This is a genomic window from Streptomyces sp. NPDC048248 (assembly GCF_043201875.1).
Classification (GTDB): domain Bacteria; phylum Actinomycetota; class Actinomycetes; order Streptomycetales; family Streptomycetaceae; genus Streptomyces.
In genome coordinates this window covers 1-16845 of the sequence record NZ_JBICZL010000025.1, presented here as the reverse complement: position 1 = coordinate 16845, position 16845 = coordinate 1, and the positions used below count along the sequence as shown (strand labels likewise).

At 70.9% G+C, this 16845-nt stretch carries 13 protein-coding genes; 6 read left to right on the top strand and 7 right to left on the bottom strand.

The features are described from left to right. Positions 1-28 precede the first annotated feature (28 nt). The gene (locus ACGFZW_RS34805) at positions 29-1222 is read left to right on the top strand and encodes a winged helix-turn-helix domain-containing protein (protein ID WP_393897319.1); all 1194 of its coding nucleotides are present in this window, start codon (positions 29-31) and stop codon (positions 1220-1222) included. 131 nt (positions 1223-1353) lie between these two features. On the opposite strand, the gene ACGFZW_RS34800 is transcribed toward ACGFZW_RS34805, so the two are convergent. The 7 genes from ACGFZW_RS34800 to mtnA form a co-directional block, all read right to left on the bottom strand. Continuing rightward, on the bottom strand, positions 1354-2109 hold the full coding sequence (locus ACGFZW_RS34800; RefSeq protein WP_393897318.1) for a response regulator: 756 nt from the start codon (positions 2107-2109) through the stop codon (positions 1354-1356). 232 nt (positions 2110-2341) lie between these two features. After that, positions 2342-3034 carry a ribosome hibernation-promoting factor, HPF/YfiA family gene (gene hpf / locus ACGFZW_RS34795; RefSeq protein WP_393897317.1) on the bottom strand — a complete coding sequence of 231 codons (693 nt, stop codon included), beginning with the start codon at positions 3032-3034 and terminating at the stop codon, positions 2342-2344. 320 nt (positions 3035-3354) lie between these two features. After that, entirely contained in the window at positions 3355-3951 is a 597-nt protein-coding gene (locus tag ACGFZW_RS34790; RefSeq protein ID WP_393897316.1) for a ComF family protein, read from the bottom strand. A gap of 601 nt (positions 3952-4552) precedes the next feature. Further along, positions 4553-6421, bottom strand: a complete 1869-nt coding sequence (locus ACGFZW_RS34785; protein ID WP_393897359.1) for an LpqB family beta-propeller domain-containing protein — start codon at positions 6419-6421, stop codon at positions 4553-4555. A 76-nt stretch (positions 6422-6497) separates the two neighbouring features. Then, complete coding sequence (mtrB, locus tag ACGFZW_RS34780) at positions 6498-8597, bottom strand: MtrAB system histidine kinase MtrB (RefSeq protein WP_393897315.1); 2100 nt, start codon at positions 8595-8597, stop codon at positions 6498-6500. Between the two features lies 1 nt (position 8598). Beyond that, positions 8599-9276, bottom strand: coding sequence for a two-component system response regulator MtrA (mtrA, locus tag ACGFZW_RS34775; protein WP_393897314.1), 678 nt, complete (start codon positions 9274-9276; stop codon positions 8599-8601). Beyond that, positions 9273-10445: an S-methyl-5-thioribose-1-phosphate isomerase gene (gene mtnA, locus ACGFZW_RS34770; RefSeq protein ID WP_393897313.1), complete on the bottom strand. Its 1173-nt coding sequence runs from the start codon at positions 10443-10445 to the stop codon at positions 9273-9275. The genes mtrA and mtnA overlap by 4 nt, the downstream gene beginning before the upstream one ends. A 152-nt stretch (positions 10446-10597) precedes the next feature. Here mtnA and ACGFZW_RS34765 point away from each other — a divergent pair, with 152 nt between their 5' ends. Genes ACGFZW_RS34765 through ACGFZW_RS34745 form a run of 5 tightly spaced genes read left to right on the top strand, consistent with a single transcriptional unit; the run spans position 10598 to position 16428 of the window. Continuing rightward, positions 10598-12238: a hypothetical protein gene (locus ACGFZW_RS34765; RefSeq protein WP_393897312.1), complete on the top strand. Its 1641-nt coding sequence runs from the start codon at positions 10598-10600 to the stop codon at positions 12236-12238. A gap of 4 nt (positions 12239-12242) precedes the next feature. Next, positions 12243-12935: a DUF4129 domain-containing protein gene (locus tag ACGFZW_RS34760; protein WP_393897311.1), complete on the top strand. Its 693-nt coding sequence runs from the start codon at positions 12243-12245 to the stop codon at positions 12933-12935. Continuing rightward, positions 12932-14164, top strand: coding sequence for a DUF4350 domain-containing protein (locus tag ACGFZW_RS34755; protein ID WP_393897310.1), 1233 nt, complete (start codon positions 12932-12934; stop codon positions 14162-14164). Before ACGFZW_RS34760 ends, ACGFZW_RS34755 begins: the two co-directional genes overlap by 4 nt. Further along, entirely contained in the window at positions 14145-15110 is a 966-nt protein-coding gene (locus ACGFZW_RS34750; protein WP_393897309.1) for an AAA family ATPase, read from the top strand. Before ACGFZW_RS34755 ends, ACGFZW_RS34750 begins: the two co-directional genes overlap by 20 nt. A 7-nt stretch (positions 15111-15117) precedes the next feature. Then, positions 15118-16428, top strand: coding sequence for a DUF58 domain-containing protein (locus ACGFZW_RS34745; RefSeq protein WP_393897308.1), 1311 nt, complete (start codon positions 15118-15120; stop codon positions 16426-16428). Positions 16429-16845 lie beyond the last annotated feature (417 nt).

Here is a 16845-nt window from a genome sequence, read left to right as displayed (position 1 = left end):
TGTCAGTGCCCGCCCCTACCCTTTCCGCATGACCGCCGTGACACAGCGCACACCGCACCACCGCCCCGAGATCTCCCTGTCGCATGACGACGCCCGCCGCATCGCCTTGCGCGCGCAGGGCCTGTTGGGCGCTCCGGACCGCCGGGCAGGTGTGCGCGGCGTGCTGCGGCATCTGGGCGCGGTGCAGCTGGACACGATCTCCGTGCTGGCCCGCTCCCATGAGCTGGTGCCCTACGCCCGCCTCGGCGCGACCGGCCGCTCCACCGTCGAGGCCGCCTACTGGACCGATACCCACAGCTTCGAATACTGGTCGCACGCGGCCTGCATCCTGCCGATCGAGGAATGGCCGCTCTTCGCCTTCCGCCGCCGCGCCTACCGCGCCCGCCGCAAGTGGCATGACGACCTGCCGCAGGCCGCGTACGACGCGGTGCTCGCCCAGCTCACCGCAGAGGGCCCCCTGACTGCCACGGAGCTCGGCGGCGCGAAGAACGGCGGCCTCTGGTGGGACTGGAGCGATGCGAAGATCGCCGTGGAGCGCGCCCTGATGCTCGGCGAGGTGGTCTGCACCGAGCGCCGCGGCTGGAAGCGGGTGTACGACCTCGCCGAGCGCGCCGTACCGGAGCGGTTGCTGAAGGACGACCTCGACGACGCCGAGTGCCTGCGCCGCCTGGTCGCCCAGTCAGGCGTCGCGATGGGGGTGGCCACTCGCGCGGACCTCGCCGACTACCACCGCTTGCGTACGGAGCAGGTCGATGCCGTTGTCGCCGAGTCGGGTCTGATCCCGGTGGAGGTCGAGGGCTGGGGAAAGCCCGCCTGGGCCGATCCGGCCGCACTGGCGGAGGCACCCCGCGGCCGGCACCGCACGACGCTGCTCTCGCCGTTCGACTCCCTCATCTGGGACCGGCCGCGCACGGAGCGGATCTTCGGCTTCACCCACCGCCTGGAGGCTTACGTCCCACGCCCCAAGCGGATTCACGGCTATTTCGCGATGCCGCTGCTTTCCGGCGGCCGATTGGTCGGCCGGGTCGACCCGGCCCGCGAGGGCTCCACACTCGTCGCCCGCCAGGTCTCGCTGGAGGGCATCAAGGCCGTGCCGGCCATGGCCCGGGCACTCCATGAGGCGGCTTCCTGGGTCGGCTGCGACTCCGTCCGCCTGGAACGCTGCGACGACCCCGCACTGGCTGCGGCCCTCCGCACGGAAATCACCCGCATCGGCGACTGACCGGAACGCACGCCCGAACGACGCCCTCCACCCTCGGGGCTAACGAGCACCGAGGCGTGGGCAATTCGGTCCCCGGGCGGCATCACCCGCGCCGGCGCCCCACCGCAGACCGCCGCCACCGGGCGTCCGCGTCACCGGATTTCGAGAATCTTTTCCCGCATCGCATACACCACCGCTTCCATCCGGGAGTGCAGTTGCAGCTTCTCCAGGATGTTGCGGACGTGGTTCTTCACCGTGTTCTCGGAGATGAAGAGTTCCTTGGCGATATCGCGGTTGTTCATGCCCGTGGCGACGAGCTTGAGCACTTCCAGCTCGCGGTCGGTGAGCCGGGGCGCGGGCACCAGCCGGCGCTCGTCCGTCCGCTGGATCATCGACTTGAACTCCGTCAGGAGTTTGGAGGCCATCGACGGACTGATCTGCGACTGGCCGTCCGCGACGGCACGGATCGCCGTGGCCACCTCGTCGGTGGAGATCTCCTTGAGGAGGTAGCCGGTGGCGCCGGCCTTGATCGCGTCGTAGAGATCGGCCTCTTCGTCGCTGATCGTCAGCATGATGATCTTCGCGCTTGGGGCCACCTCCTTGATGGAGGTGCAGGCCTCGATACCGCCGCGCTTGGGCATCCGTACATCCATCAGCACGATGTCGGGAAGCAGATCCGCGGCCTTGTCGACCGCCTCCGCGCCGTCCCCGGCCTCGCCGACGACCTGGATGTCCTCCTCCTGGGCGAGAACGATCTCCAGGCCGCGTCGGAAGAGCGCGTGATCGTCCACCACCAGGACACGGATCGGCTCCTTGCGGGGCGCGCCCGCGTCCTCCGCGTCGCCGTCCCCGGCATCGCTTCCGTGGTCGTCCGCGTGGTCACGCACGGGCCCGAAGCTGTCCCCCATCGTTCCTCCCCGTCAACTACTCGGCCGAAGGGCCTGAGCTTGGAATAAGGCTGGTTGACTACAGCCCCCTGCGGCCAGCCCGATCAATGCCATACGACCGCCTCCCCGGCGTGGCGCCGTTTCGTGCTCACATTCTCCCCGGCCGGCACAAACACTATACGGCTTCAACTCCGGGTTTCAGCAGGCACGATGGTGCCCCCGGCGCACGCCGGGGGCACCGAACGGGTGGGTTTCAGCCGCCGAGCGCGCCGCCCGCGCCGCCGGGCTCTTCCTCTCCGAACGAGTCGGGATTCAGGTGGATGACGCCGTAGTCGTAGGCGTGCCTCCGGTAGACGACGCTCGGCTGCTTGTTCTCGGCGTCGACGAAGAGATAGAAGTCGTGGCCGACCAACTCCATCTCGTAGAGGGCCTGGTTGAGCGTCATGGGGGTCGCGGAGTGCGTCTTCTCTCGGACGATCAGGGGTCCTTCACCCTGAACCTCCAGCGAGCCGATCTTCTTGGTCGGCACCCTCTGCTCGGTCGCCGTATCGGCGGCCAGTTCACCGTTGGTGTTCAAAATCGCGGCGTCGGGGACGCTGCCGGCGACATCACTCGCCGGGATGCGCCCGCTGCCGCGACGGGAGAAACGCTTGTCGTGCTGCTTCCGCAGGCGTGCTTCCAACTTGGCCGTGGCCAGGTCGAGCGCGGCGTACGGATCGGCTGCGGCCGCCTCGGCCCGGACCACCGGGCCGCGGGAGCGGAGAGTGATCTCCACTCGGTCGGAACGGTCGGCCTGCCGCGGATTAAGCTCCTTGGACACCTCGACGTCCAGGCTGATCACCTTGCCGTCGAGCTTCTGGACTTTCTCCAGCTTCAGCTTCTCGGCCACGTGCTTGCGGAACCGCTCGGGCACCTCGGTCTTGCGGCCCTTGACGACGATGTCCACGCAGAACTCCGTTCCCGGATCGCCCCGCCGCTCACTGGACGGAGCGATTCCTTCTTGCACCAGGCTTCGGTGGGTGCCGAAGCCTCGGACTTGGCGACCTTCACCTCCTCCTCCCCCAAGGATGAGATCCCCATTCCCACGACTTCAGGGTCTCTGCAAATGCCCTTTATCGCATGCATCACGACATCTGAGGCAAAGCGTCTGCCAGTCCTCACAACCGAACATAGCTCTCCTGGACGGGTGTCGACACCCCCTCGGAGCCTCGGGCTCCGTTCGGGTGACTTTTTGTCCTCAATACCTGCAACGACGAACTCCATTGTTCAGTTCCAGTCGGTGACGAACGCACTGCGGGGTGCCGCCACCACCGCCGCCCCGGCCACCCTGCCCCCGGCAACCCCGAGGGCCCGTGCCGCCTCGGCGAGCGTGGCGCCCGTCGTCACCAGGTCGTCCACCAGCACCACTGGAGGCCCCGCCAGCAGCCTCCTGGCCCGGTCCGGCACCTCCAGGGCGCCACTGACATTCGCCAGCCGCTCCCGGGCACTGAGCCCCGCCTGATCGGCCACCGCACGGCGCTGCCGCAACACCGCCAGCACCCGTGTACCGGCGCCCGTCCGCCGCAACTCGCCCGCCGCGGCCAGCGCGATCCTGCGCACCGGATCATGGCCGCGCCCTGCCACGGATCTGCGCGCCGAGGGCACCGGGACCAGCACCAGTGGCCCACTGCCGCCCTGCCCGCCTCTCGGTATCCCGCTGACGCCGACACCGCGTACCGCCCCGACCAGCGCCGCTCCCAGCGGCGCCGCCAGCCGCAGGGCACCGCGCTCCTTGTGCGCCAGCAGAACCGCCCGCACCTCGTCGGCGTAGGGCGCGCCGGCCCACACCCGCGGCAGCCCTGCGGGCTTCGGCTCCGGCCGCACCCGCCGCGCACCGCGCCCGCCACGCGCCAGAGCCCGCCGGCACTGAGCGCACAACTCCGTACGCGGCCGACCGCACCCTGCGCAGTCGACCGGCAGCACCAGCCCGGCAAGTTCTCTCCACAGCCCCCGCATGACTCCACTGTCCCGCCGTCCGCGTCCGGCCACCACCCCTGTGGAAAACACGGCTGTGACCACCGGCGACGTCGGGGTATACGGGATGGGCGGGGCGAGCGAGGACGGGCCGGCGGAGGGAAGGCCACGAGGGCGGACATACCCGCCACGCACGGAGCGAGACGGCGCCAGATCGGCAGTAGCCGGCGCCGAGGACTGAGTGAGAGCTCGCACGCCGTACGGGGAAGTCGCGCCCGGACGGGCGACTGGTGCCGGACCGGGCACACAGGCACGCCGGGGCCAGCCTCGCCATCGCTTCCGCCGGGACCGCGTCAGCGCCTCAGAGGCGGACGGCCCCGGCACCGCAGCGCGACCGAACCTCCGCGCAGCCCCGAAAGTCCCCGGCCCCCGCACATCCGGCGCCCGCACGACCGGCGGTCCCGACGGCCATCACGCTCCGACGATTTCTCCGGCCCCACGGCGGGCCGTCTCAGCCCGGGTAGACCGGCGCGGTGCCTTCCTTCGCCACGGTCTTCCAGTTCGCGTCCGGAGGCAGCCGCACGATTCCCTCGGTGGCGTCGGCGATCAGCGGTCTGTTCTCGTCCTCCGAGGCCGCCACCGCCTTCACACCGTTGACGCCGGGCAGCGTCTGCGCGTTCGACGCCGAGCCGTCGGTCTCCATGAACTGCATCTGCTGCACGCCACCGGACTCGCGGCCGACGACCACCAGCCGGCTGCCGCCGGCCCAGGACGCCGCCACCACGTCCTCCAACTGCGGGGCGATCGGGCGCAGTTCCTGCACCGACAGCACCGGGTGATCCGCCGATCCGCCGCGCTCGACCCGGCCGAGCTGGAGCGTCGTACGCCCCTTGTCCTCCACCAGCATCGCGATCCGGATGCCGTCCGAGGCGACGCGGATCGCCTTGATCTGCCGCTTGCCGAGCCCGGGCACCGCCACCGCCTCCGGGTCGCCCTTGCCCTCGCGCATCCGCAGCAGTCGGGAGCCGTGCGTGTCGCGGTCCGCGATCCACAGGTCGCCCAGTCCGTCCCAGCTCGGCGCGGTCAGCCCGTTCTGCGGGTCCTTGGCCGAAGCGCCGCTGGTCAGCAAGGAGCCGCCGCGCTCGATGCCGTCCTCCATGTCGGCGACGTACAGCGAGCGCCCGTCGCTCGACACCCCTGCCGCGGTGCTCTCACCGCGCGAGATCGCCACGGAGCGCAGCGGGGTCTTGCCCGTGCCGAACGGCCCTTGCACCGGAGTCGGTTTCGTCGCGGTGTCCGACATGGCGACGACCCGGTGGTCGGCGTCGATGAAGTATTCGCTCGCCGAGTGCCCGGCCTGGCGGGAAGGGGCGAAGTCGCGGTCGGCCTGCTCCTGGGTCAGCGAGCACAGCGAGTTTCCGCTGTTGTCCAGGATCTCCACCTCGCTGATCTTCGAGGCCCGTGTCATGTCCTGGACGGTGAAGAACAGTTGGGCCGCCATCCGCTTGCACTGGCCGGTGTCGGTGTTGACCGCCTGCTTGCTGAGTTTGACCCGCAGAGCGTTGGAGTCGTCCAGGGACAGATCACGGGCGGCGAGCCGGGTGCCCGTCGGGAACGCCGAGGTCGTCACCTGGTGGAGCCAGTTCGTGGGCCCCGCCAGCAGGGCCTCCACACTTGCCTTGATCGGCTCTATGCGCTGGCGCAGGTAGACGGGGTCGGCGACCAGCACGTTCCTGCCCGCCTTCGGCTGCCCCGCCTCGGTGTTGTAGGACGCGAAGTAGTACTTGTTCACCGAGCGGTAGATCCGCTGGAAGTCGGACTGCCCGAGCACCAGTCCGTTGGGCAGCCGGTCGATGCGCCACTGATTCCCCTCCTTGATGAGGTGGATCGTCTGGCGGTACGGCTTCTCCTCCGGGGTGTACGCGTGGTTGTCGTCGACCGTCGCCACCTGGGTGCCGGAGAGCGTGACCGTGTAGCCCGCGCCGTCCTCGCGGTTGGGCTGCACCGTCGACTCGGCCTTGGGACGCTCCTGGAGGACGTTGGTCGCCTGGAACGGCCGCCAGGTCCGCTTGGCCGACTTGGCCAGATACTGCGTGGCCGTACGGAAGTCCGCCTCGTCGCTGGTCGTCGCGTCGAGGAAGCTGCGGACGATATTGGTCGGCTGCGCGCCGTCCTGCGGAGGCACACCGTAGACCCGCACCTGCGAGTCGCCCTCGGCGCGCGGCGACTGCTCGACCGCCTTGACGTCCCCGTCGTCCGGCATCGACGCACACCCGGCCAGCAGCGCCGCCGCACAACCGAGCAGCGCGAACTTCCGTCCCGCGCGCGACGACGGCCGGGAGTCCCTGCCGCCCCGGAAACGGGTGCCTCGATTGAGCAGGCCACGGGCCCCGGTGCCGGCGCCGGAGCGGGTGGGCGCCGGACCGTCCGTGCTCGTCCGCCGCTCGTTCCCGTGCTCAGTGTTCACGCAGCCCGCCTTCCCGATCCGCGCCACGCCCTGCCTTCTGCTCCGCGCCGGCGGCGCTCGCACCGTCCGCGGACAGGTCGTCGCCGTCCGCATCCCGGTCCGGCGCCGTGTCCGCACCGCGTGTGTCCTCGCGCTGGGCCACCACGCGTGCGCCGCTGCCGGGCAGCGCCGCCGGATCGGCCGTGGGCCGGGCCGGGGTGCGCGGGTCGATGGCGCCGGGCTGCACGGGAATGGTGGAGGGCTTGTCACCGGCACCGGATTGCGGCCGGCCGGCCTCGTCCAGTCCCCGGTTGCGCCGGGAGTCGTCCGGCTCCAGCGGTATCGGGGAGCCTCGCAGCGTCTCGCCGGCCGTACGGGGCAGCGTCAGGCGGAACTGCGAACCACCGCCCGGCTCGCCCCATGCCTGCAGCCAGCCGCCGTGCAGCCGGGCGTCCTCGACGGCGATGGACAGGCCGAGGCCCGTGCCGCCCGTCGTACGGGCCCGTGCCGGGTCCGCGCGCCAGAAGCGGTTGAAGACCCGGGTCGCCTCGCCGGGCTTGAGGCCGACGCCGTAGTCGCGCACGGCGATGGCCACGGCGCCGCCGCTCCGGCCGCCCCCGGACGCCAGCCGCACCACGACGTCCTCGCCCTCACCGTGCTCGACGGCATTGACCACGAGGTTGCGCAGCACCCGCTCGACCCTGCGCGGGTCGGCCTCGGCGATCACCGGCTGCTCGCCGCCGCGCACCACGATCCTGGTTCCCTTGGCCTCGGCGAGTGGCTCGGCGCCTTCGATCACGCGGTGCACGACATCGCGCAGATCCGTCGGCTCGGCCTCCAGCGCGGCCGCGCCCGCGTCGAACCGGCTGATCTCCAGCAGCTCCGCGAGCAGCGACTCGAAGCGGTCGAGCTGTCCGCGCAGCAGCTCGGCCGAGCGCGCGGTGACGGGGTCGAACTCGTCGCGCACGTCATGGATGACGTCGGCCGCCATCCGTACGGTCGTCAGCGGCGTCCGCAGTTCGTGCGAGACGTCGGAGACGAAGCGGCGCTGCATCCGGGACAGCTCTTCCAGCTGCTGGATCTTTACCTGGAGGTTCTGCGCCATCTTGTTGAAGGACTCGCCGAGCCGCGCGATGTCGTCCTCGCCGGTGACCTTCATCCGTTCCTGGAGGAGGCCGGCGGCCAGCCGCTCGGAGATACCCGCGGCCATCCGTACGGGCGTGACGACCTGCCGCACCACCAGCCAGGCGATGGCGCCGAGGAGGATCACGACGAACACGCCGGCCGTCGCGAGCGTGCCGGTCACCAGCTTCAGCGACTCCTCTTCCTGGCTGAACGGGAAGAGGTAGTAGAGCTGGTATTGGTTGCTGTTTGCATCGTTCAGGCGCTTGCCGATGATGAGCGCCGGTACGCCGTCATCGGATCCGATGCGCTTGATCTCGGTGTACTGACGGAAGGTCCCCGCCTTGGTCTCCAGCTTCCGCCGCAGGTCGGCGGGCACACTCCGCTCCGGATCGACGTCCCCGGAGGCGCGCGGCCCGCGGGTACCCGGGCTGGAGTCACCGAACGGCTCGTCGGAGTCGGAGCTGAGGGCGACGACCGAGAAGACGCCCTGCCCGCCACTGGCGAGCTGCTCGACCAGGCTGGTCAGCCAGGTCGCGGAGTCCTGGGTGCCGCGGCTGCCGGCACGGGTGCCGTCGTCCGGCCGGGTGCCGTCACTGCCGTCGGCCAGCTTCTGGGCGACGCCGAAGCCGCCCACCGCCTGGCTCTGGGCGGCCTGGGCCTTGGCGGTGAGCAGGCCGTTGCGGACCTGCCCGACCACCACGACGCCGAGCAGCAGCACCACTGCCAGCGACATCAGCAGGGTGGTCGCGACCACCCGCAGCTGGATATTGCGCCGCCACAGTCGCAGGGCGGACAGCAGCGGACGCCGCACCCAGCGGCTGAAGAGCCGCAGCAACGGGTGGACGGGCCCGCTCACCGCACCGTCCGGCAGGAGCTGGCCACCCCGCAGAAGCCGGGCGACCAATCTACTCGAAAAGGACATTTTGCCCGTCGGGTTGACGGTGCGCCCCCGCTTTCCCTCCGGGGCGAAACCGTCCCGACTCATCTCAGCTGGGCCCGGCCTTGTAGCCGACCCCGCGCACGGTCACCACGATGTCCGGCCGCTCCGGATCCCGCTCGACCTTGGAACGCAGTCGCTGCACGTGGACATTGACCAGACGGGTATCGGCGGCGTGCCGGTAGCCCCAGACCTGCTCCAGCAGCACCTCACGCGTGAACACCTGCCACGGCTTGCGCGCCAGCGCCACCAGCAGATCGAACTCCAGCGGGGTCAGCGCGATCGACTGCCCGTCCCGCTTCACGGAGTGACCCGCCACATCGATGACGAGGTCACCGATGGAGAGCTGCTCGGGAGCCGGCTCCTCGGAGCGCCGCAGCCGGGCCCGGATGCGGGCCACCAGCTCCTTGGGCTTGAACGGCTTGACGATGTAGTCGTCCGCACCCGATTCGAGCCCGACGACCACATCCACGGTGTCGCTCTTGGCGGTCAGCATGACGATCGGCACCCCGGACTCCGCCCGGATCAGCCGGCACACCTCGATGCCGTCCCGTCCGGGCAGCATCAGGTCGAGCAGCACAAGATCGGGCTTGGTCTCCCGGAAGGCGGCCAGCGCTTTGTCACCGTCCGACACGAACGACGGTTCAAAGCCTTCGCCACGCAGCACGATGCCGAGCATCTCTGCCAGTGCGGTGTCGTCGTCGACGACCAGGACGCGTCCCTTCATTTGGCCATCATCCCATTACCTGATCGTGACGTTCCCCATCGTGACGTGGAACACATCTCCGCAAGGCCCTCACGGGTCACCGGAGACACCACTCCGGCCTCCGTCACGATCGCCGTCACCAGCTCCGGCGGGGTGACGTCGAAGGCCGGGTTGTAGGCCTGAGCGCCCAGCGGCGCCACCGGGATCCCCGTCCCCGGCTCGGCCCCGGCACCCTGCGCATGCGGCAACGAGAATTCCGTCACCTCATGGCCCGGCCGCTGCTCCACCTCGATGTCCGTGCCGTCCTCCGTCTGCAGATCCACCGTGCTGAGCGGCGCCACCACCACGAACGGAACGTGGTGGTATCGGGCCAGCACCGCCAGCGGATAGCTCCCGACCTTGTTGGCGACCGAGCCGTCCGCCGCGATCCGGTCCGCACCGATCAACACCGCGTCCACCTCACCGGCCGCGAACAGCGACCCCGCCGCCCCGTCCGGCAACACGGTGTACGCCATCCCCGTCCGCGCCGCCTCGTAGGCGGTCAGCCGCGCCCCCTGCAACAGCGGCCGCGTCTCGTCCACCCACAGCCGGCGCAGCTCGCCCGCCCGGTGCGCCGCCAGCGCCACCGCCAGGGCGGTCCCCTCGCCCCCGGAGACCAGGGCCCCCGTATTGCAGTGCGTGAGGATGCGGTGACCCCCACCGGGCAGCAGCTCGCCCAGCAGCGCCAGACCGTGCTCCGCCATCCGCTTGCTGGAGTCGACCTCCTGGGCATGCACGGCGTGCGCCTCGGCCAGGGCGGCCGCTGCGGCCCCCTCCGGACCCGCTCCGCCGGCCACCGCCTCGCGATAGGCGCCGACCGCCCGCCGCACGCCGTACCCCAGGTTGACCGCGGTGGGCCTGGCATGCGCCAACGTCTCCGCCGCGTCCTCCACATCGAAGCCCCGCGCCGCTGCCAACGCGACGCCGTACGCCCCCGCGATGCCCAGCAGCGGAGCCCCGCGCACGGCCAGCGCCCGAATCGCCTGCACCAGCGCCGGTGCGTCGGTGCAGACCAACTCGACCTCCTCCACCGGCAGCCGAGTCTGGTCAAGAAGGACCACGACGGGCCCCTCGGGCAGCTCCTCCCAACGCAACGACGGGACTGTGAGCGCCTCGACGCCCACCTCGGATACCTCGTACTGATCGGCCATCCGCTCAGTCTGCCGCCGACAGCCCCTCGAACAGAAGGTCCCCCAGCTCTCAAGGCACGGGTACACAACGCCACACGCCATGACACGATGACTGCCACCGCGGACCCTGGACCCCGGCCGCCCCGGCCGAAGGGCAGCAAGAAGGAGCGACGATGAACAACTCTCCGGGCTGGGCCTCGCCCGGATCCGCCCCCTCCGACGAGCCGGACCGCGGCACCCAGGAGCAGTCCGACCCGGAAGGCCGTCCCGAGTCCGCCGAGCAGCCGCCCCCGCCGAACTGGTCCAAGCAGCAGCCGCCCCCCGGAAAGTGGTCGGCCCCGACGGGAATCCCCGGTCAGAGCGGTGGGCCCGACGGCCCCGGCAGCCGGAGCGGCACCGGTGGCCGGTCCCGTGCAGGCCAGACCCATGGGCACGGACAGCCCGGACCCGGCAATCAGCCCTCCTGGGGCGGCGGGCCGGGCTGGGGCACCGGCTGGGCACCGACGCCGCCCGCCGCACAGCCCGGTGTGATCCCGCTGCGCCCGCTCGGCATCGGCGAGATCCTCGACGGCGCGGTCTCCACCATGCGCGCCCACTGGCGCACCGTGCTCGGCATCTCCCTCGTCGTCGCGGTCGTCTCGCAGACAGCTGTCACCCTCGTCACCGGACTGTGGTTCAAGGACGCCGGCCGCGCCCCCACCCTGAACGAGCGCTCCGGCACGCCACTCGGCGAGACCCTGCGGGAAGCCGGCAATTCGCTCGTCGGCACCGGCATCACCTCGCTGATCGGCCTGCTCGCCACGATCATCGCCACCGGACTGCTGACCATGGTCGTCAGCCGTGCCGTACTGGGCCGCCCGGTGACCACTTCGACGGCTTGGCACGAGGCCCGCGCCCAACTCCCGCGGCTCCTCGGCCTGCTCGTCCTGCTTCCCCTCCTCGTCACCGTTGTCTTCGTGGTCGGCCTGGCCCCCGGACTCGTCCTCGCCTCGACGGGCAGCGTCGACACCGGCCTCTTCCTCATCCTGGCCGGCGGGGTCGCCGCCACTGTGGTGAGCATCTGGCTGTGGGTCCGCTACAGCCTCGCCTCGCCTGCGCTGATGCTGGAGAAGCAGGGCGTCGTCGCCTCCATGCGCCGTTCCGCCAAGCTCGTACGCGGCACCTGGTGGCGGGTACTCGGGGTCCAGCTGCTGGCCTACCTGCTGATCGCCATCGTCGAGTTCATCGTCCAGATCCCGGCCACCCTCGTCGCCTTCCTCGTCGGCGGCGAAAGCCTCATGGACTGGGCGAACGGCACGACGGACGGAAGCAGTTGGACGTTCCTTTCCGTGCTCGGCATCGGCGCCGTCATCAGCTCCACCATCACCTTCCCGATCAGCGCGGGCGTCACCGCGCTCCTGTACATGGACCAGCGCATCCGACGTGAGGCGCTCGACCTCGAACTGGCCCGTGCCGCAGGCCTTCCCGCCTATGGCCCGGAACCCGCCGCGCCGGGCACCGCGGCCACTGCCGAAACGACCACCAGCACCCCGGCCGAGGACATTGCGTCCGAGACCCCCCGGGCCGAGGGCTCCACCGCAGCGGACGGGACCACTGCCGGCAACCACCCGGCTCCCCGCACCCCCGCCGACGACACCCCTGCCGACGACGCTCCCGCCAGTGACACCCCGGCCGACGTCACCCCCGCCCACGGCGGTACGGCCGGCAGCCGCCCGACCAGCGGCGAGCGGGCCGACGCGGACTCTCCCCAACGCCCCGGCAAGGACGGGGACAACCCCGCGCAGGGCTCCACCGACGCCACACCAGGAAGCTGATGCGGTGACCACGGCGGGGAGCAGCACCGCGGTCGGACGCCTCATAGCGCGCTCCGGGGAAGACATACCCGTGCGGACTCCTCGTGTTCCGGCCCGTGAAGCGGCGGAACGCGAGCTGTCCGACCCTCGGTACCACCAGCACGACCCCAACCCGATCCAACGCGCACTGAACTGGTTCTGGGAACGCGTCGACGAACTTTTCCAGGCAGCCTCAGGCGCCACGCCGGGCGGATGGATCGGGCTCCTCGCCATCGGCGCTTTCGTGCTGCTGCTGGTGGTGGCGCTCCGACTGCGGCTGGGCGCCGTGCGCCGCACGCCGACCACCGCCGGAACGCTCTTCTCGCACACTCCCCGCACGGCGGCCGAACACCGCTCGACCGCCGACAGCCACGCCGCCGCGGGCCGATGGAGCCCGGCAATCCAGGAACGCATGCGCGCGATCGTCCTCGCCTTGGAGGAACGCGCCCTGCTCACGCCGGGCCCCGGCCGTACCGCCGACGAGGCGGCCGTCGAAGCCGCCCGCCCGCTGCCGGCACACGCCGACCGACTGCGCGCCGCGGCCCGCACCTTCGACGACGTCACATACGGCAGCCGTCCCGGTACCGAAGACGAGTACGCCCTCCTGCGCGCCCTCGACACTGACCTCCAGAACGCCAAGCCCCGCCTGGCCGATGCCGCCCACGGGAGCCGCGGATGACAACGGCCACCACGCACACCACCGCGCTCTCGCCGACCACCCGCCGCCTGTGGGCCCGGTCCCGCGGGCTGCTGCTCGCACTCCTCCTGCTCGTCATCACCGGCGTCGCGCTCGCAGCCTTGCAGTCCGGCCAACAGCACGGCCGCCTCGACCCCCGCTCCCCGGACCGCCCCGGGAGCCAGGCACTGGCCAGGCTGCTCGCCGCCCACGGCGTCACCAGCAAGGTCGTCACCACGTCCGAGGAGGTCGCTGCCGCGGTCGGCCCCGACACCACCCTCCTCGTCACCCGGCCCGACGTCCTGACCAAGCGCCAGCTCTCCGAGCTGCACACCGCGACCGGGCAGCACGCCACCGGCCGCGCCGTGCTGCTCGCCCCCGGAACCACCGCCCTCGAAGCCTTCGCTCCCGGAGTACGAGCGGAGTCGCCGGTCGACATCTCGCCGCACCGCCCCCTCTGCTCCTCCCCCGTCGCCCGCCGCGCCGGCACCGCTCTGCTCGGCGGCCTGCGCTACACGGCACCCGGCGGCGCGACCGACGCCTGCTACCTCAGCGGCGGTCTGCCCACCCTGCTGCGCCTGCCGGCGTCCGCCGCAGGCCGCGACACGGTGCTCCTCGGATCGCCCGATTTCCTCCACAACCAGCACCTCGCCGAGCACGGCAATGCTTCGCTGGCCCTCCAACTCCTCGGCGCGCACAAGCATCTGGTCTGGTTCCTCCCCTCACTCAGCGACCCCTCGTCCATTTCTGACGACCAGCGCGGCCTCCTCGACCTCGTCCCCACCGGCTGGAGCTGGGGCCTCCTCCAACTCGTTCTCGCAGCCGTCATCGCAGCGTTCTGGCGTGCCCGCCGCCTTGGCCCCTTGGTGCCCGAACGCCTTCCGGTCACCGTCCCGGCAGCCGAGACCACCGAGGGCCATGCGCGCCTCTACGAGCAGGCCAACGCCCGCGACCGCGCCTCGGCCGTACTGCGCTCCGCAACCCGCAGCCGGCTCGCTCCCCTGCTCGGCGTGTCCCCCACGCACGCCCACACCCCCGACATCCTTCTTCCGGCCCTGCACGCCCGCCTGTCCACCTCGGCCGGTGCCGAGGCCAACGCACATGCGCTGCTCTTCGGCCCGACCCCCGAGGACGACCGGGCACTCGTGCTCCTGGCCGACGAACTCGACGCACTCGAAATATCGATCGTTTCCCAAGAGAGGCACGCCCCCCGTGAGCACCCCGACCGCTGAGAGCGCCCGAGCCTCCCTCGAGGCCCTGCGCACCGAGATAGCCAAGGCCGTCGTCGGCCAGGACCCTGCCGTCACCGGTCTGGTCGTCGCGCTGCTCTGCCGCGGGCACGTCCTCCTCGAAGGCGTCCCCGGCGTCGCCAAGACCCTGCTCGTCCGCGCCCTGTCGGCCACCCTTGAACTCGACACCAAGCGTGTGCAGTTCACTCCCGACCTGATGCCGAGCGACGTCACCGGTTCCTTGGTCTACGACTCACACAGCGCCGAATTCTCCTTCCAGTCCGGCCCCGTCTTCACCAACCTCCTTCTCGCCGACGAGATCAACCGGACGCCTCCCAAGACCCAGGCATCCCTCCTCGAGGCAATGGAAGAGCGCCAGGTAACCGTCGACGGCACCCCCCGCCCACTTCCCGAGCCGTTCCTCGTCGCCGCCACGCAGAACCCCGTGGAGTACGAGGGCACCTATCCGCTGCCCGAGGCTCAACTCGACCGATTCCTGCTGAAACTGACGGTCCCGCTTCCGGCCCGCCAGGACGAGATCGACATCCTCACGCGTCACGCCGACGGCTTCAGCCCCCGCGACCTCTTTTCCGCAGGGCTACGCCCGGTCGCCTCAGCTGCTGACCTCGACGCCGCCCGAGCCGCCGTGGCCAAGACCGCTGTCTCCCCCGAAGTCACCGGCTACATCGTCGATATCTGTCGTGCCACCCGCGAATCCCCCTCGCTCTCCCTCGGTGTTTCCCCCCGAGGTGCCACCGCACTGCTCTCCACCTCACGCGCCTGGGCCTGGCTCACCGGCCGCGACTACGTCACCCCGGACGACGTCAAAGCCCTCGCTCTCCCCACGCTCCGCCACCGCGTCCAGCTCCGCCCCGAAGCGGAGATGGAAGGAGTCACCGCAGACTCCGTGATCAACGCCGTGCTCGCCCACCTCCCCGTCCCCCGCTGACAACGCCGTGGCCCTCACCGGACGCACCGCGCTCCTCTCCGCACTCGGAGCCCTCTTCGTCGGCTTCGTACTCCCCGGCTGGCTCGGCATCCTCACCGTCCAACTCGCCCTGCTGATAGCAATCCTGTGCGACCTGGCACTCGCCGCGCCAGTACGAAAGCTCCATTTCACCCGAACCGGTGACACAACCGTTCGACTAACAGGCGAGGCCCGTACGCACCTGACCGTGACCAACCCGGACCGCCGCATTCTGCGCGCCCAACTCCGCGACGCCTGGCCCCCGAGCTCCTACGCACCCGGCTCGGACATCACCGCAGCCCGCCACACCGTGCGCGTCCCCGGCCCCGAGCGCCGTCGCCTGACGACCGTCCTCCGCCCGACCCGACGCGGCGATCACCACGCCGTCCGCGTCACGGTCCGCTCGTTCGGCCCCCTGGGCCTGGCAGCGCGACAAGGAAGCCACGACGTCCCCTGGAGCCTGCGCGTTCTGCCGCCCTTCACCAGCCGCAAGCACCTTCCCGGCAAGCTCGCCCGGCTCCGTGAACTCGACGGCCGCACCAGCATCCTGACCCGCGGTGAGGGCACCGAATTCGACAGCTTGCGTGACTACACGCCTGGCGACGACACCCGTTCCATCGATTGGCGGGCCACCGCTCGCCGCCAAAGCGTCGCAGTTCGCACCTGGCGCCCGGAACGCGATCGCCGCATCCTGCTGGTCCTGGAGACCGGGCGCACCTCTGCCGGTCGAGTCGGTGACGTTCCCCGCCTCGATGCCTCCATGGACGCCGCCCTACTGCTCGGCGCCCTCGCCGCCCGCGCCGGCGACCATGTTGATCTCCTCGCCTACGACCGCCGCGTACGAGCGTCGGTACAAGGCAAGACCGCACGAGACCTCCTCCCGGCGCTGACCAACGCGCTGGCCCCCCTGGAGCCAGAACTCGTCGAGGCGGACGCCCGTGGCCTTGCCGCAGCAATCCACCGCCGCACCTCGCGCCGCTCCCTCGTCGTGCTCTTCACAGGCTTGGACAGCGCCCCCGTAGAGGAAGCGCTGCTGCCCGTCCTCCCTGGCCTGACCAAACGCAATGAGCTCATCGTCGCTGCCGTGGCCGACCCCCGCATCGAGGAAATGGCCGCCGGCCGTCACACCCCCCAGGCCGTGTACGAGGCGGCAGCCGCAGAGCAGACCCGCGCCGCCCGTCGCCGCACCGCCGACCGCCTCCGACGCCACGGCATCACGGTCATCGACTCCACCCCGTCCCACCTGGCCCCCGACCTGGCCGACGCCTACCTGGCCCTCAAGTCCGCCGGCCGCCTCTAACCACGCCCCCGCCCTGCCACGAGGCGGTCAGAGTCTTAGCTCTGCTTCCTGGAATTTGGCGCATCCTGCGGAACGGCCGGCCAAGCCTGTGCTGGCCCCTCCTCGCGCGCCCAGAGAAGCGACGACATCTGTGCCAGCGCCGAGAAGCCAGCCACACACCCCGGGAACCATCGCGCACTCCGACGCAGCAATTCCCTCCCCTAAGCAGCACGTACCGGCCGGCCCAGCCCCGCCCTCGCACCAGGGCTTCAGAACATGGACAGAGGCAGCGGTACAGTGCGCCAACACGAGCACCCAGCGCTCGGCGCCAACGTATACGCAGCGGAAACGCGTGTAAGCCCCGCAGGAACCGAAGTTCCCACGGGGCTTACACACAAAGATTGTTCGGCGGCGTCCTACTCTCCCACAGGGTCCCCC